Origin of the sequence: Nostoc sp. (assembly GCF_036919815.1) — a bacterium.
GTDB lineage: Bacteria > Cyanobacteriota > Cyanobacteriia > Cyanobacteriales > Nostocaceae > Nostoc.
Map to the genome: position 1 here is coordinate 1 of NZ_JBALCE010000013.1, position 21555 is coordinate 21555.

23 protein-coding genes and 2 pseudogenes are annotated in these 21555 nt (G+C 43.6%); 12 read left to right on the forward strand and 13 right to left on the reverse strand.

Annotation, left to right across the window (positions count from 1 at the left end; all coding sequences use genetic code 11):
• Positions 1-181 precede the first annotated feature (181 nt).
• The 7 genes from V7K15_RS04265 to V7K15_RS29895 all read right to left on the reverse strand — a co-directional run bounded on the left by V7K15_RS04265 (position 182) and on the right by V7K15_RS29895 (position 3019).
• Entirely contained in the window at positions 182-319 is a 138-nt protein-coding gene (locus tag V7K15_RS04265) for a hypothetical protein (protein WP_334903312.1), read from the reverse strand.
• Positions 320-559, reverse strand: coding sequence for a type II toxin-antitoxin system VapC family toxin (locus tag V7K15_RS04270; protein ID WP_334903314.1), 240 nt, complete (start codon positions 557-559; stop codon positions 320-322).
• Between the two features lie 3 nt (positions 560-562).
• Positions 563-817 carry a hypothetical protein gene (locus tag V7K15_RS04275; RefSeq protein WP_334903316.1) on the reverse strand — a complete coding sequence of 85 codons (255 nt, stop codon included), beginning with the start codon at positions 815-817 and terminating at the stop codon, positions 563-565.
• A gap of 52 nt (positions 818-869) precedes the next feature.
• Positions 870-1118: a DUF4926 domain-containing protein gene (locus tag V7K15_RS04280; RefSeq protein ID WP_334903318.1), complete on the reverse strand. Its 249-nt coding sequence runs from the start codon at positions 1116-1118 to the stop codon at positions 870-872.
• 20 nt (positions 1119-1138) lie between these two features.
• A complete protein-coding gene (locus V7K15_RS04285; protein WP_334903320.1) occupies positions 1139-1492 on the reverse strand; it encodes a DUF6883 domain-containing protein in 354 nt (117 codons plus the stop codon).
• A 59-nt stretch (positions 1493-1551) separates the two neighbouring features.
• Positions 1552-2655: a GTP pyrophosphokinase gene (locus V7K15_RS04290; protein WP_334903322.1), complete on the reverse strand. Its 1104-nt coding sequence runs from the start codon at positions 2653-2655 to the stop codon at positions 1552-1554.
• A 148-nt stretch (positions 2656-2803) separates the two neighbouring features.
• The gene (locus V7K15_RS29895) at positions 2804-3019 is read right to left on the reverse strand and encodes a KTSC domain-containing protein (protein ID WP_442949644.1); all 216 of its coding nucleotides are present in this window, start codon (positions 3017-3019) and stop codon (positions 2804-2806) included.
• A gap of 307 nt (positions 3020-3326) precedes the next feature.
• On the opposite strand from V7K15_RS29895, the gene V7K15_RS04295 reads away from it, so the two are divergent.
• From V7K15_RS04295 to bioU, 4 genes are all read left to right on the forward strand, one after another.
• On the forward strand, positions 3327-3572 hold the full coding sequence (locus V7K15_RS04295; protein ID WP_196521128.1) for a UPF0175 family protein: 246 nt from the start codon (positions 3327-3329) through the stop codon (positions 3570-3572).
• Positions 3569-3778, forward strand: coding sequence for a hypothetical protein (locus V7K15_RS04300; RefSeq protein WP_334903324.1), 210 nt, complete (start codon positions 3569-3571; stop codon positions 3776-3778). The genes V7K15_RS04295 and V7K15_RS04300 overlap by 4 nt, the downstream gene beginning before the upstream one ends.
• Positions 3779-3818: 40 nt before the next feature.
• A complete protein-coding gene (locus V7K15_RS04305) occupies positions 3819-4085 on the forward strand; it encodes a DUF3368 domain-containing protein (RefSeq protein WP_334903325.1) in 267 nt (88 codons plus the stop codon).
• 178 nt (positions 4086-4263) lie between these two features.
• Complete coding sequence (gene bioU / locus V7K15_RS04310; RefSeq protein ID WP_334903327.1) at positions 4264-5286, forward strand: (S)-8-amino-7-oxononanoate synthase BioU; 1023 nt, start codon at positions 4264-4266, stop codon at positions 5284-5286.
• Between the two features lie 169 nt (positions 5287-5455).
• On the opposite strand, the gene V7K15_RS04315 is transcribed toward bioU, so the two are convergent.
• The 6 genes and pseudogenes from V7K15_RS04315 to V7K15_RS04340 all read right to left on the reverse strand — a co-directional run bounded on the left by V7K15_RS04315 (position 5456) and on the right by V7K15_RS04340 (position 11370).
• Positions 5456-6016, reverse strand: coding sequence for a hypothetical protein (locus V7K15_RS04315; protein ID WP_334903329.1), 561 nt, complete (start codon positions 6014-6016; stop codon positions 5456-5458).
• A 242-nt stretch (positions 6017-6258) separates the two neighbouring features.
• Positions 6259-7485, reverse strand: a complete 1227-nt coding sequence (locus V7K15_RS04320) for a type II secretion system F family protein (RefSeq protein ID WP_334903331.1) — start codon at positions 7483-7485, stop codon at positions 6259-6261.
• Positions 7486-7572: 87 nt separating this feature from the next.
• A pseudogene (locus tag V7K15_RS04325) lies at positions 7573-8703 on the reverse strand (type IV pilus twitching motility protein PilT); the annotation flags it as partial.
• A gap of 202 nt (positions 8704-8905) precedes the next feature.
• Entirely contained in the window at positions 8906-10921 is a 2016-nt protein-coding gene (locus V7K15_RS04330; RefSeq protein ID WP_334903334.1) for a GspE/PulE family protein, read from the reverse strand.
• A 79-nt stretch (positions 10922-11000) separates the two neighbouring features.
• Positions 11001-11117: pseudogene (locus tag V7K15_RS04335) on the reverse strand (zinc ribbon domain-containing protein); the annotation flags it as partial.
• A gap of 115 nt (positions 11118-11232) precedes the next feature.
• The gene (locus V7K15_RS04340; protein ID WP_334903336.1) at positions 11233-11370 is read right to left on the reverse strand and encodes a hypothetical protein; all 138 of its coding nucleotides are present in this window, start codon (positions 11368-11370) and stop codon (positions 11233-11235) included.
• Positions 11371-11708: 338 nt separating this feature from the next.
• Here V7K15_RS04340 and grpE point away from each other — a divergent pair, with 338 nt between their 5' ends.
• The 8 genes from grpE to V7K15_RS04380 all read left to right on the forward strand — a co-directional run bounded on the left by grpE (position 11709) and on the right by V7K15_RS04380 (position 21497).
• Positions 11709-12458, forward strand: a complete 750-nt coding sequence (gene grpE, locus V7K15_RS04345) for a nucleotide exchange factor GrpE (RefSeq protein WP_334903400.1) — start codon at positions 11709-11711, stop codon at positions 12456-12458.
• Positions 12459-12686: 228 nt separating this feature from the next.
• Entirely contained in the window at positions 12687-14645 is a 1959-nt protein-coding gene (gene dnaK / locus V7K15_RS04350; RefSeq protein WP_334903338.1) for a molecular chaperone DnaK, read from the forward strand.
• A gap of 695 nt (positions 14646-15340) precedes the next feature.
• Entirely contained in the window at positions 15341-16468 is a 1128-nt protein-coding gene (gene dnaJ, locus V7K15_RS04355) for a molecular chaperone DnaJ (RefSeq protein WP_334903340.1), read from the forward strand.
• Positions 16468-16725, forward strand: coding sequence for a sulfurtransferase TusA family protein (locus tag V7K15_RS04360; protein WP_334903342.1), 258 nt, complete (start codon positions 16468-16470; stop codon positions 16723-16725). Before dnaJ ends, V7K15_RS04360 begins: the two co-directional genes overlap by 1 nt.
• Complete coding sequence (gene rsgA / locus V7K15_RS04365; RefSeq protein WP_334903344.1) at positions 16722-17813, forward strand: small ribosomal subunit biogenesis GTPase RsgA; 1092 nt, start codon at positions 16722-16724, stop codon at positions 17811-17813. Before V7K15_RS04360 ends, rsgA begins: the two co-directional genes overlap by 4 nt.
• 115 nt (positions 17814-17928) lie before the next feature.
• Positions 17929-18669 (forward strand): Uma2 family endonuclease, encoded by a 741-nt coding sequence (locus V7K15_RS04370; RefSeq protein WP_334903346.1) that lies wholly within the window; start codon positions 17929-17931, stop codon positions 18667-18669.
• Positions 18670-18711: 42 nt separating this feature from the next.
• The gene (locus tag V7K15_RS04375) at positions 18712-19281 is read left to right on the forward strand and encodes a Uma2 family endonuclease (protein WP_334903348.1); all 570 of its coding nucleotides are present in this window, start codon (positions 18712-18714) and stop codon (positions 19279-19281) included.
• A 626-nt stretch (positions 19282-19907) separates the two neighbouring features.
• Positions 19908-21497: a glycoside hydrolase family 57 protein gene (locus tag V7K15_RS04380; RefSeq protein WP_334903350.1), complete on the forward strand. Its 1590-nt coding sequence runs from the start codon at positions 19908-19910 to the stop codon at positions 21495-21497.
• Positions 21498-21555: the final 58 nt, after the last annotated feature.

A 21555-nucleotide genomic window follows, 5' to 3' on the forward strand; every position in this document is an offset into this window, starting at 1 on the left:
AGGTCAGGATGCTTTAAGGCTGACAAGATAATATTTTTAACCTCTAATTCCTTTTGATTTGCGTTCTCTCTTATCGCTTTTAGTCTAAACTCCAGAACTTAGACATCGCTCTTTACAGGCGATCGCTCTCAAAATTACCATAGGCGATCTCTACGACGGGCTGCGCCTACACACTTTTCTCTTAACTGGGTTTATCAGACTCAAACGGATTCCACAATTTCAGTTGTGTAATCCAACGGAAATCATCTATATTTCTTGTTATCAAAGTTAGTCGATACACCAAAGCAGTACCGACAATAATTGCATCACCTAAAGTCATTCATTTCTGTTGTCGCAAAATTACCGCTTGATTTAACACATCTTGAGAGATTGGTAGAACCTGAGCAACTTGAAAAAACTCCTCAAAATACTGGCGTTCTTCCTCTTTAAACAGATGATAGCCTAACACTTCCAAATAACTGAGTGTTGATACCGCAGGTACATATTCAGCAATTAACTCTCTCAATTGGGCGTTTTCTCGTTGAGCAGAATATATAATAATATTGCTATCGAGCAGCACGTTTTATCGTCCCGGAAGTGAACGGTCTTGACGGGTTTCTTGCTGCCAAATGACTGGATTAAGATCAGTCAAAGCTTGACTCACAGCAAGTTTTTCTAATATTTCAGCCATTCTTCGTCCCCGTGCTTGTTTATCTATGACTGATTCATTTTCCAGCAATGTAACATGAACTGGGATTTGTTGCTCTCCCAATGTAGGTACATCATCAATCCACTCTAAATGACTTCCTTTCAACCAAGCTCTGAATGTTTTTAGCATTATTTTGCTCTCTACTCTCTATCTATCTTGGCATCGCACTGGGGACTATCGCTTAGGCTGTTACCATTTCCGGGACTGAATCAGGGGATGGTGGCTCAAAATGTAACACCATAATTTGCTCTGGGCGTAAACCAACAGATTCATAGGTGCGCCCATTGCGATCGCTAAATTCAACCTCAAAGGCAGCACCATCAGCTAATAATTCTACTACTGTGCCAACTTGACCACGGTAAAGATTATACTCAGGTAGATCAGATGTCAGTGCTACTACATCAAGCAACTTAATTGTAATTTTAGTCATCTTCTATCACTTCCAAATATTTACAGAGGATAGCAGGTGGTTAATCTTGGGATATCAGAACCTTCTTCGATAATCCAAGCACTGCGAATGGTCGCACTTCTATCTTGCCATTCCAACGTGAAATCTAGAGTGTAGCGTTGTCCAAATTCATCGCGTCGTCGCAAGCGAATTTCATGAGTTTTGACAACTTTAAGAATAATCTGGCGCAATTCCTCAGCATTGTCAGTTGTCATACCTAGAATTGATGAAAAAAGACGGGCTTTATGTTTTCCTTCATCATGCTCTGGATTGAGGCAATAGTCACGCAGTTTACGAATATCAACGACTGCATTTTCTGCATTTGGAATTAGATTGAATGAAGGGGAGCCTTCCATATTCTCAATAATCCCATGAAAACACAAGATTGTATAGTATGCAATTTCATTACCTCAAATCATAAATTTGACAGATTGATTTCTTCATATGTTTTCAATATCCGAGCAGCAAGTTGTTTAAATTGTTCTTCAGTACCTATATAAAGAGGAAACAACTTGAGGCGTTCGATTATATCAGGCGCATTCCCTATCAAAGCTAATTTGATATAAGAAAGACGTATTAATGCTACTTCACAAGTAATAAAGCCAAAGTTATTTCTACCGCTTTCATTAATCCATAACACTGTAAATTTTATAATTTTGTCTCTATATTTTTCTAAATCTCTTTTAATTTCTCCAATAGTAGAATAACCTGAATGAAACAGGTACTCGATTGTATCCGATTCAACATTTTGGTTTTCCAAGAGACGTAATTTTGTTTTGTTAGATATAGCTTGACTTATTTGTTTAACTAAAGGTTCTCTTTGTATAAACTCCTTAATTGACTCTATATCAATTCTTACCTTGTTCAAATTATTTTTATTTATACTATCTTCTACCTGACTTTTGTACTCCTCAATGTCATTACGAATATTTTTAAATTCTTCATCAGCGACTTCAAGAACTCCTGCAAGACGATAAAATCTTCGCTGAATTGGTTGGGGAGGTGAATTTTTGCTTTTGTATCCAAGATCATGCTCTATCTCAGCCCAAGTATGCTGAAGAATTGAACGAATTTGTATTTCAAAACGAAAATCTGAAATTAAATAATTTTCAGGTAACTGACCTCGGATATCAGACAAGGAAGCTACATAATGAAGTGACATATAGCCAAATCTATTGGGATCTAGAGCTTTTCTTTTATCAATAGAATTTTGCTCATCTATCTTAAATTGAGATTCAAGAATTTTTGCAACTTCATCAACAGTATCAGAAAAAAGGGTGATGACTCGAAACCCAACAATATCAGTTATATCTCTTAAATAAGAGTACTTGTTTTTACGCTCTATTTTCTTGCTAAGGCTATCCTTTGATTTTATTCTTGAACTGATAGTATGAATATTTGCTTTATTTGGCTCTAAAAGATCCTGTAAAAGTTCTTTTACCTTTTTTTCAAGCTTCTGGAGTGTTGTCAGGCTGTTATCATACTCATTGAGAATGTTGTTCTGCACGTTATCAGTCATAGTTATCGGGTTCAGTGTAGTGAAGTGTTATATCTCTGAACAGCATACTTTCAGAAAATATAAGGACTTACGCAAAACTACAGGCTGTTGGGGCAATTCATGAATTGTCTCTACCTGAAAATCAGGGTTTCGGCTATTGTTTGCGTAATTACTGAATATGTCGGTAAGCAAAATTGCCTTTCTTGATGTAAATGTCAAGATAGTTACCGTGAGAATCCGCACTCATCAATCCAGTGTACAAGGACTCCGATACACCAGAGTACTGATAAACAGAACCTTTCAGGAACTCAACCTCCAAAATTTGTTGTTTTGCATCGTAACCGATAGAAGCAATGTTTGATGATAAAACAGAAGTTATTTGCATTATTTTTTATCCAGGCTATATTAACTTTGTTTACAACGATACTAGCAATATTACCATATAGGTATTAGTAATATCACGTATCTGGTAGCCACAACCCAAAACTCAACGAGTATTTGCGCTGTCAGCAAACATTCCTCTCCCTATGGAAGTATCGGTGGCAAATGCGAAATGATTTTAGCCGCAGTAGCAGATCATAAAGGCTACATTTACCCTATTGATGGTTTAAATACTGAGTGCAAATTTACCTAATTATCATTTGGCGATCGCCAAGCTGCTTAGAATAGTAGTGATAGAGAGGATTGTAATTATGAGCGTCGTCATTCCTAATGAAATATTAACCGCAACTCGGATGACTGAAGGCGAAATGAAGCAGGAAATAGCGGTGATGCTCTTTCAAAAAGAAAAGTTAACCCTTGCTCAAGCCAGCCGGTTTGCAGGCATGAATCGTATAGCATTTCAGCATCTACTTGCAAGTCGTCAAATTTCAGTGCATTACGGGGTCGAGGATTTTGAACAAGATATAAAGAACTTACGGGCGATGGGTAGACTGTGATCATTGTCAGTGATACTTCGCCCATCAATAACCTCGCCGCTATTAACCACCTTCATTTATTACAACAGCTTTACGAAACAGTCCTAATTCCTGAAGCTGTCTACCGAGAACTGACTGATCCCAACTTTCCAGTTGCAGGTGCAACTGAAGTACAAACTTTTATCTGGATTCTAACTCGTCCACTTCAAAATCGTATACTGGTTTGAAGCACTCAGCAATGAACTGGATATTGGTGAAGCTGAAGCGATGTCTGACGACAAGCCACTCCGTGTCTACGCTCTAGCACTGGAAATGAAAGCAGATCAAGTTTTGATTGATGAACGTCGTGGTCGCATGGTTGCGGCTAGGCTAAATCTTGATTACATAGGGATTTTAGGGATCTTGGTTGAAGCTAAAAGTCAAAGGCTGATTTCTGCTGTGAAACCTTTGTTTGATGCTTTGATTAACCAAGCAGGATTCTGGGTGGCTGAACCTTTATACAAGAGCGTTTTGCAGCTTGTTGATGAAAATTAATTTTTGATCCTGTCCAAGTAGCTTACATAAAAAAAACATCAGTCAGCCAAAAAACCAAAGATAATGAATCATAATTAACCTCTATAGCTTTGAGCTATCAGCCATCAGCTACCAGTCCCAAGCCGGAAGCTGAGATGCCGAATGCTAAAGGCTTTTGATTCAACTTAACTAATTGACTATGAATTCTGAAAAGGTCAAAAATTCTCTAAATATTTCGCCAGCTATCCGCGTGGGAGTGCTGGGTTTTGGCGGACTAGGACAAGCAGCCGCCAAACTACTTGCTGGCAAACGGGAAATGATTTTAGTCGCAGCAGCAGATCATAAAGGCTACGCTTACGCTGGTGAAGGTTTAAATACTCAAGAATGCATCGCCACCTACCAGTCCCAAGATTCGGTAGGTCATTTAGAGCCAGTTGGTACGTTAACAAATCAAAGTATTCAAGATTTAATTGAAATAGCTCAACCTGTGGATGGGTATTTTCTGGCTTTACCCAACTTGCCAAATGACTTTATTCCCACTGTAGCCAAGCAGTTTATCAAATCTGGTTGGCGTGGGGTGCTAGTGGATGCAATTAAGCGCACCACTGCTGTAGAACAACTACTGGCGATGAAAGAAGAACTGGAAGCAGCCGGAATTACCTATATGACAGGCTGTGGTGCTACACCGGGATTGTTAACAGCCGCCGCCGCTTTAGCCGCCCAAAGCTACGCCGAAATTCATCAAGTCGAAATCACCTTCGGGGTGGGAATTGCTAACTGGGAAGCCTACCGTGCCACCGTTCGGGAAGACATTGGCCATATGCCTGGTTACACAGTGGAAATTGCCAGGGCGATGACTGACGCACAAGTAGAGGCACTACTAGATAAAACTAATGGCGTGCTTACCTTGACGAATATAGAACACGCTGATGATGTGATGTTAGAAGTAGCGGGAATTTGCGATCGCGATCGCGTTACTGTTGGTGGTGTAGTTGACACTCGCAATCCCAAAAAGCCCCTCAGCACCAACGTTAAGGTAACAGGGCGCACTTTTGAAGGGAAGATTTCCACCCATACATTTACTCTGGGAGATGAAACCAGTATGGCAGCCAATGTCTGCGGTCCTGCCTTTGGCTATCTCAAAGCTGGTAGACAATTGCACCAACGCGGCATTTATGGAATATTCACTGCTGCCGAAATTATGCCCCAATTTGTCAGGTAATAGTTAGGAGTGGGGAGTTAGGAGTTAGGAGAGAGGCGATTAATCGCGTCTGTACAGGAGTTAGGAGTTAAAAACCTAAACTTGAGACTTAAAAATCTCTAGCTTTATTCAAAATTTGCAATTTAAAACTCTTAACTCCTCACTTGAAACTCCTCACTTCTCACTTTTTCTAAGCTGGTGGAATTTGTGGAGAGAAAATATCTGTGAAATTCTCCTCAAGCAGCGAATCTAGTGTTTGCATAATAAATGGAAGTTCGGCTCCCACTAGTCCTCGTTGAATGCGTTCTAAAGTCTCACTAAAAACGACAAACAGAGGATATATGATATTAGATCCCTCACTCAAAATATGACTGTGGCGCAGAGGCATCAACCACTCATAATCATTGTCTAGCCAAACTTGGGTTTGTCGCCAACGTCCTAACAAATCAGAAAAGTCTTCATGAGCGCGATGAATAAAGACTAAAATTTCTGGTTCAGTTTTGATTTTCCACTCAGGATCGCACATCAAAATTGCCACATCACAGGGTAAGCAAATCGTTTGTGGGGCTGTGGTAGCAGTGTTGCGAAGACGGACAATTGGCAAGGGAATAGTGATCACACTTTCATCTGGACGGCGCAGACTGGGAATCATTTCCAAGTATGGCCGATATTGCTTTAGTAAGGCGATCGCAGCTAGATGATTGCTGTACTCTCCCAAACTCGCTTCGTACTGAGATTTTTGCACAGTCATAATTTATTAAATAGTGAGTAGTTATACCAATTCTGTATGAAGATGCACATAACACACCCCCCTGTAGTCCCCCCGATGCCTTGGGGGGACGGCATAGCCGGGGGGTAAATATATGCAGCTTCACAAAGAAACGGTATTAGAAGTGATAAGTTAAGAATCAAATTTATAAGTTAGAAGTTAGAAATACAAGTTTTAACTCATAACTCATAACTCCTAACTCCTAACTCTTAACTATTAATCCTCTATCCCAACGTTTCAAATACTTTAAACATAGGTAGATACATCGCTAGCAAAATGGTTCCAACCATTCCCCCTAAAACTACAATCATCACTGGTTCCAAAATACTGGTCATTGCTTTTACTGCCTGCTCAACTTCATCTTCATAGAAATCGGCAACTTTCATCAACATTGCATCTAATTCTCCAGTTTCTTCTCCGATACTAATCATCTGAATTGCCATAGCCGGAAAAACGCTTTCACTTTGTTGTAAAGCAATGCTAATCATACCTCCTTGTTGAATCTCAAGGCGGGCTGCATCTATGGCATTGGCAATCACTTGGTTTCCTGATGTGTCTCGGACAATTTCTAAGCAAGTTAAAATTGGCACACCTGAACGAGTCAAAGAACCAAAAGTTCTGCTAAAGCGGGCGACCGAAGATTTTTGAATTAAGTCGCCAAACAACGGCATCTTGAGGGAAAGACGATCAATTGTTAGGCGACCAGCAGGAGTTTTACCGAATTGTCCATAGGCAATTTTCAGTCCGACAATAATAAAGAGAAGGATGACAGCCTTCGGACTTCTCAAAAATTTACTAGCATCCATCAAAAATTGCGTTAGAGGTGGTAATGTAATTCCAATTTGTTCAAAAATCGTGGCAAAAATGGGAATAAGAAAAATGGTCATGCCGAGAAAGATAGCAACTGCTATAAAACCCACGACTACTGGATAAGACAATGCTGATTTAATTTGGTTTTGTAAGCGGGCAACATCTTCTAACAACTTGGCTAAACGATTCAATACTTCGTCTAGAACACCACCAACTTCGCCAGCTTGAATCATACTCACATATAATCCATCAAAGCAGTCAGGATGTTTCCGCATTGACTCTGAAAGATTCATTCCACTTTGAACATCAATGCTAATCTCCACAAGAGCTTGTTTCAGTTTAGGGTTACTACACTGTTCAGAAAGTACCCCCAGACTTCTAACGATCGCAACTCCCGCATTCATCAAAACGGCAAATTGACGCGAAAAAACGGCTTTGTCTTTCACAGAAACCTTAACTAAGGAAGTCTGGAATTTTTTTAAATCAAAATTTAGCTGAAATCCTTGAGATTGTTTGAGTTCTTGAACTACAAAACCTTGATCTCTGAGATTAGTACGAGCTTGTACCAAGGATTCAGCAACAATTGTTTCTGTTCGGGATTTTCCTTGAGAATCCCGTACACGGGCGACATAGTTTGGCATAAATTAATTAAAAATGGGCATTGGGCATTGGGCATTGGGCATTGGGCATGGGTTATTCTCCTTGTCTCCCTCATCTCCCCAGTTCATTTAATGCGCTTTAGCAGCTGCACCGGGTTTTGCACCTGCTGCCTGGGGCGGTGCTGCAGTACCGATGAGACGTTGGATTTCATCTGGTTTAGAAGTCTTAGACATCGCCGCTTCAAAGGAGATCGTTCCGGCTTTGTACATATCGGCTAAAACCTTTTCCAGAGTTTGCATCCCCAATTTGCCGCCAGTTTGAATAGCTGAGTAAATTTGAGATGTTTTGCCTTCTCGAATCAAGTTGGAAATAGCGGGAGTGACGATCAGAATTTCTTGAGCCATTACCCGACCATATTCACCGGGTTTAGGATTTTTCTTGGACACCAATGTTTGGCTAAATACTGCCACTAAGGAGTTAGACAACTGCACCCGCACTTGGGTTTGTCTTTCATGGGGGAAAACGTCAATAATCCGGTCAACTGTCTGGGCGGCGGAACTGGTGTGTAGCGTACCAAATACCAAATGTCCTGTTTCTGCGGCAGAAATTGCCAAAGAAATCGTTTCCAAATCGCGCATTTCCCCTACCAGAACAATATCTGGATCTTCCCGCAAAGCTGCTTTCAAAGCATTAGCAAAGCTCTTGGTATCTTCGCCTAGTTGCCGTTGGTGAACCAAGCTTTTAATTGGTTCGTAGACAAATTCAATCGGGTCTTCTACCGTTAAAATATGCTCTGCCTTGGTGCGGTTAATCAAGTCAATCATTGCCGCTAGAGTAGTTGTCTTGCCGGAACCTGTAGGGCCTGTCACCAGAATTAATCCTCTGGGCTTATCTGTCATTTCCCTCACCACATCTGGCAAACCTAATTTTTCAAAGTTAGGAATCTTAGAACTTAATGCCCGTAAGCAAGCAGCATAAGAACCACGTTCTTTATAGACATTGACTCGGAAACGAGCCAAACCCTTAACACCATAAGAACAATCCAACTCCCAGTTCTGCTCCAAGGTTTTACGCTGGGTATTGTTGAGCATACTAAAAATCAGTCTTTGACACTGATCAGCTGTCATTACATGCTCACCTATGGGGGTGAGTTTACCACTGATGCGGAAGTAGGGAGGCAAACCTGCGGATAAATGCAAATCGGAACCACCCATTTCAATCAATTGCTCCATAAGGTCTTCAATCATCATTTCCATAGTTCTGCTTCCTTTTAATGTTTATTATTTGTCCTTTGTCAGTTGTCCTCTGTCGTTACTAAGCATCGACTAATGACTAATACTTCTCTACGAGAGGCTGCGCCAACGGCTTCTCTACGAGACGCTACGCGTAGCTTGCTTCCACGTTCGCGTAGCGTCCCGTAGGGAAGTGGTACGCTCAGTACAAGTGACCAATGATTAATAACTAATGACTTTGAAACCGAGATGTCATACAGTAGGGACAATCCAGCCATTCTGGTTTCAATGTGGCATCGCAGGTCAGGCAGGTAAGACCAGTCTTGCGTTTGGCTTTTAATTCGGCTTCCAAACCAGTATCAGTAAACGTCACTCGTTCTACTTCTTCTAGGGTGGTAGAACCTTGGCGCACTAAGTCCAAACTGTAAGACAGCAAGGTTTTCATGCCCTCTTCTATTGCGACTTCCTTGATACGTTCCGTGGGTGCATCTTCGTTAATGAGAGTTTGCAGGTTTTCGGTAACTCGCATGACTTCATAGACACCACAACGCCCTTTGTAGCCGACGCCATTACATTTTGGGCAAAGCTGATTTTTAGTTTTGGCTTCTGCGATCGCATCTAATGTCAAGGTGTTAGCTTTATAGAAGGTGACTTCGACATCTGAGGAAGCTGATAGACCATAACGAGCCAATTCTGGGACGGTTGGAGTGTAGGGAATACGACATTCAGAACAGACACGCCGCACCAAACGTTGAGCTAAAACGCCAATTAGGGAACTAGAAACCATGAAAGGCTCAATACCCATTTCTCCCAAACGAGCGATCGCACCTGGGGCATCATTGGTATGTAAGGTAGTTAATACCAAGTGACCAGTCAAAGCAGCCTCAATTGCTGTTTTTGCCGTTTCTTTATCCCGCGTTTCACCCACCAGCAGCACATCTGGATCTTGCCGCAAGAAAGCCCGCAATGCGGTAGCAAAATCCAGCCCTTTTTCCCGAATCACCTGTACTTGAGTAATCCCTGGAAGGCTGTACTCAATTGGATCTTCCACAGTACTGATATTAATACCGGGATCATTCTTTTCTGATAATGCAGAATACAGCGAGGTTGTTTTCCCAGAACCAGTTGGCCCAGTCACCAAAATTAGACCAAAGGGACGGCTTACCATATCTTGGACAATTTGTAAAGTCTCCGGATCGGTAATTAACTTATCCAATCCCAGTTGGGTAGAGGAGTTATCCAAAATCCGTAGCACCACCTTTTCCCCGTAACGACTGGGTAAGGTGCTGACCCGGAAATCTACTTTACGTCCCTCAAACAGCCGCCGGATACGTCCATCTTGGGGTATACGCCGTTCCGCAATGTCTAGATTGGAGATGATTTTAAATCGGGCTGTCACCGCCGGGATGATTTTTTTCGGTAGGGGATCGAAAGCTTCGACCAGTATGCCATCCTTCCGAAAGCGAATGCGTAAGTTTTCTTCTTGCGGTTCGATATGAATGTCAGAAACGCCCTCATGCAAGGCTTTAGCCAGGATTCTGTTGACTAGGTTAATGACTGGGGCATCCTCTGCACCCTTCATCGCCGCCCCTAGATCAGCCTCCATTTCTTCAGGAGCATCCGCAAGATCGAGATTTCCGAGATTTTCTAAATCCTGATTAATATCTGTAAACTTTGCTTGTTCCAGGTGCTTTTGCTTAACAGCCATTTCATCCAGGTATTGGTTGATTAGCTGTTGGTAGTCTTCCTGTGTAATCACCATCCGCTGCAATACCAAGCTTTGGGGGCGCAAGATGCGGTTCAGGTCATCGGAAGCCTCAAGATTATCTGGAGCAACCATCGCCACTAAAACTGAGGGCGGGGTTTGGTCTTGGTGTTTCGACAGTGGTACTAAACGATGGCGACGACAGATATCCACTGGGATCAGGGTTTCAATCAGGTTCGCCATCATCGTGGTGTCAAAGGAGTTGACTTCTGGATCGAGGAATTCAACACCGTATAGGATTTTAAGTTCAAATAGCTGCTGTTTTTTATATTGCCTGAGCAACTCAGGTGATAGTTGTTGACCAGTAATTGACTCTAGAACTTCCGTTAGGGGTCTGTTAGATTTGCGGCTTTCAATTAGTGCCTGCCTCATCTGGTCGGTATTGACATAACCAGATAGCACTAGCTTATTGCCGAAGGGCGAAAACTCTGTTCTGGTCGTTAGAGCGGTACTGCGCCGTTGTGCTGACGAGTAAGTCATAAATGAGCAATTGATTTGGGGAAACCTCTGTTTAGAGTATTCCCGTACTGTGAGACAGAATTCTCATTTACCAAAAAAGTCCTAAGTCAGAGACGGTTGCCGCCTTTATCATTCTGATGCCTTCTGTTCTAATATTTATCGCTGCGTTTCCATCCCTGTGATGATCAGTGCCACAGTGAGGGCAGAAATTCGACTTGTGTGTACACCGTAGCCCCGCTTGCGGGGAACGTTAGGGACTTTTGCAAGAGGTCTAGTATAGAAGAATTCCTTTCTGGTGGGTTAATTTAACCCGATAAAGTTCCAGAAATGAATCAAATTCCTGGGTGTGAAAACTTGCGATCGCTTACGGCGGGCGGGTAAGCGATCGCATTCTCGGAAGTTTTTTTGCGTTCACTCATGGCTTGCTCAAATACAGACTCGCTTAACAAATCTTTAAAACCTAGCCCCAAACTTTCATTCTAGGACTTACGCAAAAAGGCAGTGAAAGCCTTGATTTCCGGTAGGGGCAATTCATGTAGCTTTAGCTGACCGCAGGGTATTGCCCCTACATTTCGTACTTGATGCGTAAGTCCTAGATTCTTAGAGTTAGAGGTATACTATTCGTTCGGGTTCCCGCCTTAGTGGGGTCTGGGCTAACGTCTTCACCATTTGTCACAATAAGAGGACGGTTACATCACTTCCAGAAACTTGTCGGCAACAAAATCAGCCCCAGTGGCAAGTCGTGGATGACGACGGTTGCAAGCTGTGGAGATACACTGCCATCAAAAGCATCTGGAATGAGTAGACAATAATGGATGAAAATAAACAGATAAACAATACAAGCCAGCAATTGGGTGAACCAACAGAGGTAAAGCAAGCAATGAAGAGTGACTCCCCAGCCCAAATTAATTTCAATGAATCTGGTAGCGAGGTTACAGAGCAAGTGGCAGCCCAAACAAATGTATCGGGGGATACGGCTAGTTTCAATCCAGAAAATGGCGGCACGGCAAGTGAGAAAACTGGAGTGGAAACAGCAGCTTTGGCAGAACTGACTCAACAAATTGAGTCCCTGAAAACGCAATTAGAAGAGCGTAGTACTCAATATATGCGGATTGCCGCTGATTTTGAGAATTACCGCAAACGCACTAGTAAAGAAAAAGAAGAACTAGAAGTGCTGATGAAGCGGAACACGATTTTGGAATTGCTGCCAGTGGTCGATAATTTTGAGCGGGCGCGATCACACCTCAAACCGCAATCTGATGGCGAAATGACCATGCACAAAAGTTACCAAGGCGTTTACAAACAATTAGTAGATAGCCTGAAACGCTTAGGTGTAGCACCTATGCGTCCTGAAGGTGAAGAATTTGATCCTAACCTGCACGAAGCAGTAATGCGGGAACCTACGGATGAACATCCTGAAGGAAGAGTGTTAGAAGAGTTAGTGCGCGGATATTACTTGGGCGATCGCGTGCTACGCCATGCAATGGTCAAAGTCGCTGCTCCCAAGGAAGATACCCCTGCTGCACCAGAAGATCAGTCGAGTCAAGCCTTCAGTTAATCTGTAGTCGTTCGCCTCGCTGACCAAAAGTGCCTGGGTTCTAGCAAGGGACGAGCATCGCGTACCTAAAACTTGGACAAGGCTTTGGATAACTCTCTGTGTTTCAACTTCTCTCTTGCTACCAGCAACAGGGGTTGCACAGACGTTATCCGCTAGCCTTGGTTCCTAATAAAAAAGTTAGTCTGCGACAGATTACAGTAAAAAAACTCAGTAAAAATACTGGTAAATATGGGAAAAGTTATTGGGATCGACTTAGGCACTACTAACAGTTGCGTCGCAGTTTTGGAAGGCGGTCAACCACTTGTGATCGCCAGTTCTGAAGGTGGACGAACTACTCCTAGTATTTTGGGATTTGGGAAGAGTGGCGACCGCTTGGTTGGTCAATTGGCAAAGCGTCAAGCCGTAACCAATGCCGAAAACACAATTTACAGTATTAAACGATTCATCGGGCGGCGTTGGGAAGACACTGAAGCAGAACGCGATCGCGTTCCCTACAACTGTGTCAAAGGTCGAGATGATACCGTTGATGTGCAAATTCGCTCAAAAAATTACACGCCACAAGAACTATCTGCCATGATCTTGCAAAAGCTCAAGCAGGATGCAGAAAACTTCTTGGGTGAGGAGGTGACTCAGGCAGTGATCACCGTACCCGCATATTTTACAGATGCCCAAAGACAAGCAACTAAAGATGCTGGCACGATTGCAGGGTTAGAAGTCCTGCGAATCATTAACGAACCAACAGCTGCGGCTTTAGCTTTCGGATTGGAAAAGCAAGACCAAGAGCAGCTAATTTTAGTATTTGACTTGGGCGGCGGGACCTTCGATGTCTCGATCCTGCAACTTGGGGATGGCGTTTTTGAAGTTAAGGCAACTTGTGGTAACAACCATTTGGGTGGAGACGACTTTGATAATGCGATCGTGCTTTGGATGATGGAACACTTCCAGCAAGAGGAAAAAATTGACCTTTCCCAAGATAAGATGGCACTGCAACGGCTGCGGGAAGCAGCAGAAAAGGCAAAAATTGAACTCTCCAGCATAGTGAATACCTCCATCAACTTGCCCTTTATCACGGCTGATGACATCGGGCCAAAGCATCTGGAGATGGAACTCAGCCGCTCTAAATTTGAAGAACTCGCAGGAAAATTAATTGAAGCGACCATCGAACCAATGATCCAAGCGATCAAAGATGCGGATCTCACACCACCAGCGATAGATCGGATTATTTTGGTAGGTGGTTCTACCCGTATTCCCGCAGTTCAAAACGCGCTAATTAAGTTTTTCAATGGCAAAGCTCCTGATCGCTCTATCAACCCTGACGAAGCGGTAGCATTGGGAGCGGCTATCCAAGCAGGTGTGTTGGGTGGCGAAGTCGATAATCTCTTACTATTGGATATCACCCCTCTATCCTTGGGAATTGAAACCTTGGGTGAAGTGTTCACCAAAATCATTGAACGCAACACCACAATTCCTACAAGTAGATCACAAGTTTTTTCCACAGCAGTTGATGGGCAAACCTCAGTCGAAATTCACATCCTCCAAGGTGAACGGGCAATGGCACGAGATAACAAGAGTCTCGGCAAATTTTTGCTAGCAGGAATTCCCCCATCGCCCCGTGGTGTGCCCCAAATTGAAGTCGCCTTTGAAATCGATGTCAACGGCATCCTGAAGGTTTCTGCCCAAGACAAAGGTACAGGTAGAGAACAGAGTATTCGGATTACCAATACAGGTGGCTTGAGTACCAATGAAGTCGAACGGATGCGCCAAGAGGCCGAACTGTTTGGCGAAGAAGATAGAAAACGTAAAGAACTGGTTGAACTCAAAAACCAAGCAGATAATCTGTTGTTCAGTTACCAATCCACCATCAAGGATAATGGCAACTTTATCGGCGAGCAGATGAAAACCTTGGCCAGTGAAAAAGTTTCACAACTCCAAGCTGCCATGATTGACTCCAGTGTTTCCACAGTGGAATTTAAACAGCGCTTAGACGACTTCCAACAAACCCTGCTGGCAATTGGTGCTGATGTCTACAATCGAGCTAACGGCCAAAGTGATGACAGTGAGCAGGCTTCAGCTAGTCTCTTAACACCAGAAATGGAGTCACCAATGAATGGCACATTAATACCACAATTCAACTTTGATTTTGAGGAAGAAAATACCGCGCAGGCTGATTATGAGGCGATAGATTAGGGATTGGGCATTGGGGATTGGGCATTGGGCACTTGTACAGAGCGTTCGCGTAGCGCGATGCCCTGAGCTTGCCGTTCGCGCAGCGTCTCGTAGAGAAGGGTCTCGTAGAGAAGTATTGGGCATTCGTTATTTTCTCCTCATCTCCCTCATCTCCACTCCACATTTAATAAAATTGATTATAAATTTAGTGAAGTTTCACAACACCCTAGCAGTTTGCTAGATTGTAGAAGCAAATTACTTTGGGCTAGGCAGTGCGCTAATTCAGATACACTTCCATTGCATATGGGTGGTTTTCCACACCTAATGGTGCGGCTAGCTCCTCTGGTTGATGGGCGGGGTTTTCTTCTGGTACGTAGCACAATTGTAAAAGAGACAGCCGACCCGGGAGTGAGAAGTTTCAGCAGAGGCTTACAACCATCTCTAAACTTCTATAGCTTTTGTCGTCTCCCACGAGGAAAGCAACTGTTGCTCAAGATTTGTCGATGATTTTTGTGAAAGGAAAAGGGTAAAATCAGTTATTAACAAAAATTAATTTTATCTTCTGCCTGACCTTTTCCAAGCCGCCCTCTGAAGGACACTGCATTGCTCTTTTACGAGTCTTTAGGCAATAACGGCCTTCCCGTAGGGTAGCAAGTGACCGTGAGTGACGTTCTACTGCTTTCTGCTTTCTTCCTTCTAACTTTTACCTTTGCTATATGGCCCGCGACTATTATGAAATTCTGGGTGTCTCTCGTGACGCCGACAAAGAAGAAATCAAACAAGCCTATCGCCGTTTAGCCCGGAAGTATCACCCAGATGTGAACAAAGAGCCGGGGGCGGAGGATCGCTTTAAAGAAATTAACCGCGCTTATGAGGTACTCTCGGAAGCAGAAACCCGCGGTCGTTACGATCGCTTTGGGCCAGAGGGTGTGTCTGGTGCTGCTGGCGCCGGCTTCCAAGATGTCGGCGATATGGGCGGTTTTGCCGATATCTTTGAAAGCATTTTTAGTGGCTTTGCTGGCGGTATGGGTAGTCCCACGCAACAAAGACGGCGCAGTGGGCCTGCCAGAGGTGATGACCTGCGGCTAGACCTGAAGTTAGACTTTCGGGAAGCGGTATTTGGCGGCGAAAAAGAAATTCGCATTTCCCATCTAGAAAATTGTGAAGTCTGTAGCGGTTCTGGTGCTAAACCTGGAACTCGCCCTCGGACTTGTTCGACTTGTACTGGTTCGGGTCAAGTACGCCGTGTCACTAGAACACCCTTTGGCAGTTTCACCCAAGTCTCGACTTGTCCCACCTGTAATGGGACAGGAATGGTAATTGAAGATAAGTGTGATGCCTGTGATGGTAAGGGCGCAAATCAAGTCACAAAGAAACTCAAAATTACCATTCCAGCTGGGGTGGATAATGGCACACGCTTGCGGATTTCTAGTGAAGGAGATGCAGGTCAACGTAGTGGACCTGCTGGGGATTTGTACGTTTACTTGTTCGTGAATGAAGACGAGGAATTCCAACGGGATGGCATTAATATTCTCTCGGAAATCAAAGTTAGCTACCTGCAAGCGATTTTAGGTTGTCGGTTAGAGGTAGATACGGTAGATGGTCTGGTGGAACTGATAATTCCAGCAGGAACCCAGCCCAATACGGTGATGAAGTTGGAAAATCGCGGCGTACCCCGCTTGGGCAATCCCGTAAGTCGTGGGGATCATATGCTGAACGTATTAATTGATATTCCTAACAAAGTGACCCCAGAGGAGAGGGAACTGTTGGAGAAGCTAGCTAAAATTAAGGGAGATCGCACTGGTAAAGGCGGTCAAGGATTCTTGGGAAATCTATTTAAGTAATGAAGCCCTCTGTTGTTTTAACTCCTGATGCTCAACTTGATTTACGCGGCACACCTTGCCCAATTAATTTTGTGCGGACAAAACTACGTCTAGAAAAAATGCCATTGGGAGGTTTGCTAGAAGTATGGCTAGACCCTGGTGAGCCGATTGAGCAGGTTCCCGATAGTCTGACAATGGCAGGCTATCAGGTGGAACAAATTACAGATTGCACTAGTTATTTTTCTCTGTTAGTGCGCCGTCCAGTTACTAGCCAATGACAGGTAAAAATTTTGCCGCAACTGGACACTTGTTGGGTACGGTGGTTGCTGTACAGGCTAATTTTTACCGAGTACAGCTAGATGGGGAGATGAGGGAGATGGGGAAGCAATATCTTCCTTATCCCCCTCTGCTGCTTTGTACCCGGAGAACACGCCTGAAAAAAATCGGGCAACAGGTGATGGTAGGCGATCGCGTTGTGGTAGAAGAGCCAGATTGGGCTGGAGGACGCGGAGCGATCGCTAAGGTTTTAACCCGCCAAAGTGAGTTAGATCGTCCAGCGATCGCCAATGTAAACCAAATTCTATTGGTATTTGCCGTAGCTGATCCACCTTTGGAACCTTACCAGCTGAGTCGGTTTCTAATTAAGGCTGAATCTACTGGTTTAGATGTGCTTTTATGCTTGAATAAAAGTGATTTAATTTCACTGCCAGAACAGCAAAAAGTTAGCGATCGCCTACTTGCTTGGGGCTATCAACCGATATTTATTAGTGTCAAAGATGGTATAAATACTGAGCAAGCAGCCAGATATTTGAGCAATAAAATTACTGTAATTGCTGGGCCTTCTGGCGTGGGTAAATCCAGCCTGATTAATACGCTGATTGACTCTCTTCAGCTGCGAGTCGGAGAAGTTTCTGGCAAACTGGCTCGTGGTCGTCATACCACTCGCCATATAGAATTATTTGAGTTGCCTAGCGGTGGAATGCTAGCAGACACTCCCGGCTTTAATCAGCCTGACATGGATTGTAACCCAGAAGAATTAATCCGTTATTTCCCAGAAGCAAGAGAGCGGTTAGCAGTTGCTAGCTGTCGGTTTAGTGATTGTCTGCATCGAGACGAGCCGGAGTGTGTGGTACGGGGAGACTGGGAACGATATGAACATTATTTAGAATTTTTGGACGCTGCGATCGCTCATGAAACTCAGCTGCATCAACAAGCTGATCCAGAATCCACCATGAAGTTAAAAAGCAAAAGCAAAGGCAAAGGGCAGAGTCAATACGAACCCAAGCTAGAAAGTAAAAAATACCGCCGGATTTCCCGAAAGACTCAGTTACAGGATTTGCAGGAGTTATATCGGGATGAGGAATAGACATCTGGTGCTACAGAATGTAGAGACGATTTTTAGAAGCGGTTCTAATTAAGGAGTACACTTCTATGCAAAGGTTTGTCACGATAGCATGGATACAAATATAAAACTATCTTGTATGTCCCAGCCCGTTGCTGCCGCCGCTAGTTTAGAAGATGTTACTGAGAGTATAATTTTCCCACCAGGCGACATCTATAGTGACGAACCCCCCTTGGAATCTGACTTACACCGCGAACAAATTGATTTACTGATCCGCGTGATTAAGTGGTGGTGGCGCGATCGTCAGGATTTTTATGCTACCGACAACCTGACTATCTATTTCAGCCCTAACCAGAAAAAATCAGAGGAAATTCGAGGCCCTGATTTCTTTGTAGTTTTAGATACAGAAAAAAAAGACCGCAAAAGCTGGGTTGTCTGGCAAGAAAATGGTAAATATCCCAATGTGATTATTGAGATGTTATCTGATTCCACTGCCTCAGTTGATAAAGGTTTGAAAAAGCAAATATACCAGAATACATTTCGGACTCCTGATTACTTCTGGTTTGACCCAAATAACCTAGAATTACAGGGATTTCACATACTTGATGGGCAATACCAAGAACTTGTACCCACTGAGTCAGGTTGGTTGTGGAGTCAGCAGCTAAATCTGTATTTAGGAGTTGAGTCTGGTAAATTACGCTTTTTTACTCCAGATGGGCATCTGGTAATATTGCCAGAAGAAGAAGCAAACCAACAATTGCAACAAGCAAATCAACAGTTACAGCAAGCAAATAAACAACTAGAACACGAACGCCAACGGGCTGAAAAATTAGCAGAACGCTTACGAGTCGCAGGTATTGATCCTGAGCAAATATTCTGAAAATAGAATTTTATCTCTAAACTAGGCATGGAAAATAGTGCTATGAACCAAACAATATCTGATCAAGTCCGTTGGACAACCTCAGACTTAGAATTACTCACAACTGACGAATGGAAGCGCTATGAAATTATTGACGGAGAACTATTTGTGACTAGAGCGCCTCACTGGAGACATCAAGGGACTGCGGGTAATATATGCTTAGAGTTACAAATTTGGTCACGCTCTAGTGGGCTGGGGGAAACCCGTCAAACTCCCGGCATAATTTTTACAGATGCCGATAATGTCATACCGGATGTAGTTTGGATTAGTCATGAGCGTTTAGCACTATTGCTAGATGACGAAGGGCATTTGAGAGGAGCGCCAGAACTGATTGCAGAAGTGCTTTCTTCTGGGACAACTAACGAACGTCGAGACAGAGAAGCCAAGCTCAAACTATACTCATCCACAGGAGTTCAAGAATATTGGATTGCAAATTGGCAATTACAGCAGCTAGAAGTTTATCGCAGAGAAGCTGCCCAATTAAAACTGATCGCAACCTTGCTGGCTGATGACGAAATCAGATCACCACTGTTACCAGGTTTCGGCGTTCGAGTTCAGCGTTTTTTTGGATAATTCTGGCGTAGGCGTAGCCCGCCGTAGGCATCGCTCTTCAAACTCAACTTCATCAAAGAAGGTATAATTAAAAATTAAAAATTCACGCATTGTTCGCGTGGTCACTGAGCAGTTCGACAAGCTCACTGTGCCACCTTGCCGTTCGCGCAGCGTCTCGTAGAGAAGAGAGTTTCAAACAGGGATTTAAACCCCGACTGTAGCTTGCTTTCCGCAGGTTAACTGAAGCTAGGCGAACGCGGCGCGGCTCAAAAATAATTAATTATTAAACTGCCAAGGTGCAAAGGTCACAAAAGGACTGTAACTTAGAAACCCGATTTTTATACTGCAATAGGACTTACGCAAAACTATACACGCTGTAGGGGCAATACCCTGCGGTCAGCTAAAGCTACATGAATTGCCCCTACCTAAAAATCATTCTTTTCAGCTATTGTTTGCGTAAGTCCTGTGCAACAAGCCAACCAGCAACTAGACAGAAATGACAACAGTCCTAAAAATTGCCACAAGGCTTTTAACTCAATTGAAAACTGCTATATATCTACCTGACGATCCCCATAAAGTCTTAAAATATTGTTGATTTCTGCCCAACCTCTCGACCTTCAACTTACAAGTATCACCCCCAAATCACTATGGCTATCGGCTACGTCGCGCTTGTACTCCATGCACATCTGCCCTTCGTTCGTCACCCCGAAAGTGACTACGTGCTGGAGGAAGAATGGCTCTATGAAGCCATCACAGAAACCTACATTCCCTTATTGAAAGTATTTGAAGGCTTAAAGCGAGACGGTATCGACTTTAAAATCACGATGAGTATGACACCCCCTCTAGTGTCAATGCTTCGTGACCCTCTGCTTCAAGAACGCTATGAAGCACACTTAGCCCAACTAGAAAAACTTATACAACTAGAAGCAGAACATAATGTCAATAATGGACATCTTCGTTATTTAGCCGAACATTACGCTACTGAGTTTAGCGAAGCGCGTCAGCTATGGGAACGCTACAACGGTGACTTGGTGACAGCTTTTAAGAAGTTCCAAAACAGTAACAACCTGGATATCATCACTTGCGGCGCTACTCACGGCTATTTGCCGTTGATGAAAATGTATCCAGAAGCCGTGTGGGCGCAAATTCAGGTAGCCTGCGAACATTACGAACAAACCTTTGGACAAGCACCCAGAGGCATTTGGTTGCCGGAATGCGCCTACTATGAAGGTTTAGAGCGGATGCTAGCCGATGCTGGGTTACGCTACTTCCTCACCGATGGGCATGGCATCCTTTACGCCCGTCCGCGTCCGCGCTTTGGCACTTATGCCCCAATTTATACAGAAACTGGTGTTGCTGTCTTTGGTCGAGATCAGGAATCCTCCCAACAGGTATGGTCTTCTGAGGTAGGCTATCCTGGGGCGGCGGAATATCGAGAATTTTACAAAGATTTGGGCTGGGAAGCAGAATATGAGTACATCAAGCCCTACATCATGCCCAATGGTCAACGGAAAAATACGGGGATTAAGTATCACAAAATTACTGGACGTGGTTTAGGGCTGTCAGATAAGGCACTCTACGATCCGTATTGGGCTAAGGAAAAAGCAGCAGAACACGCTGCTAACTTTATGTATAACCGAGAGCGGCAATCGGAGAATCTCCATGCTATAATGCAGCGATCGCCAATTATCGTTTCGCCTTATGACGCAGAGTTATTTGGACATTGGTGGTATGAAGGACCCTGGTTCCTCGATTACCTATTCCGCAAGTCGTGGTATGACCAAGGAACATATCAAATGACCCATTTAGCAGACTATTTGCGAGATCAGCCAAATCAGCAAGTCTGTCGTCCTTCGCAATCGAGTTGGGGTTTCAAGGGTTTTCACGAATATTGGTTGAATGAAACGAATGCGTGGATTTATCCACATTTACACAAAGCCGCAGAACGGATGATTGAAATCTCGCACCTGGAACCAGAGGATGAGTTGGCAAAGAAAGCACTAAACCAAGCGGCGCGAGAATTATTATTAGCACAATCTTCTGACTGGGCATTTATTATGCGGACGGGAACAATGGTACCCTATGCAGTTAGACGGACGCGATCACACCTGATGCGGTTCAATAAGCTCTACGAAGACGTAAAAATTGGCAAAATTGACAGTGGTTGGCTAGAAAAAGTCGAGTTAATGGATAATATCTTCCCCGAAATCAACTATCGCGTCTATCGTCCGTTGTAGTAGTAGGGTGGGCAATGCCCACCTTATAGGGGTTAAATGAGTACCCAATAACCCCACA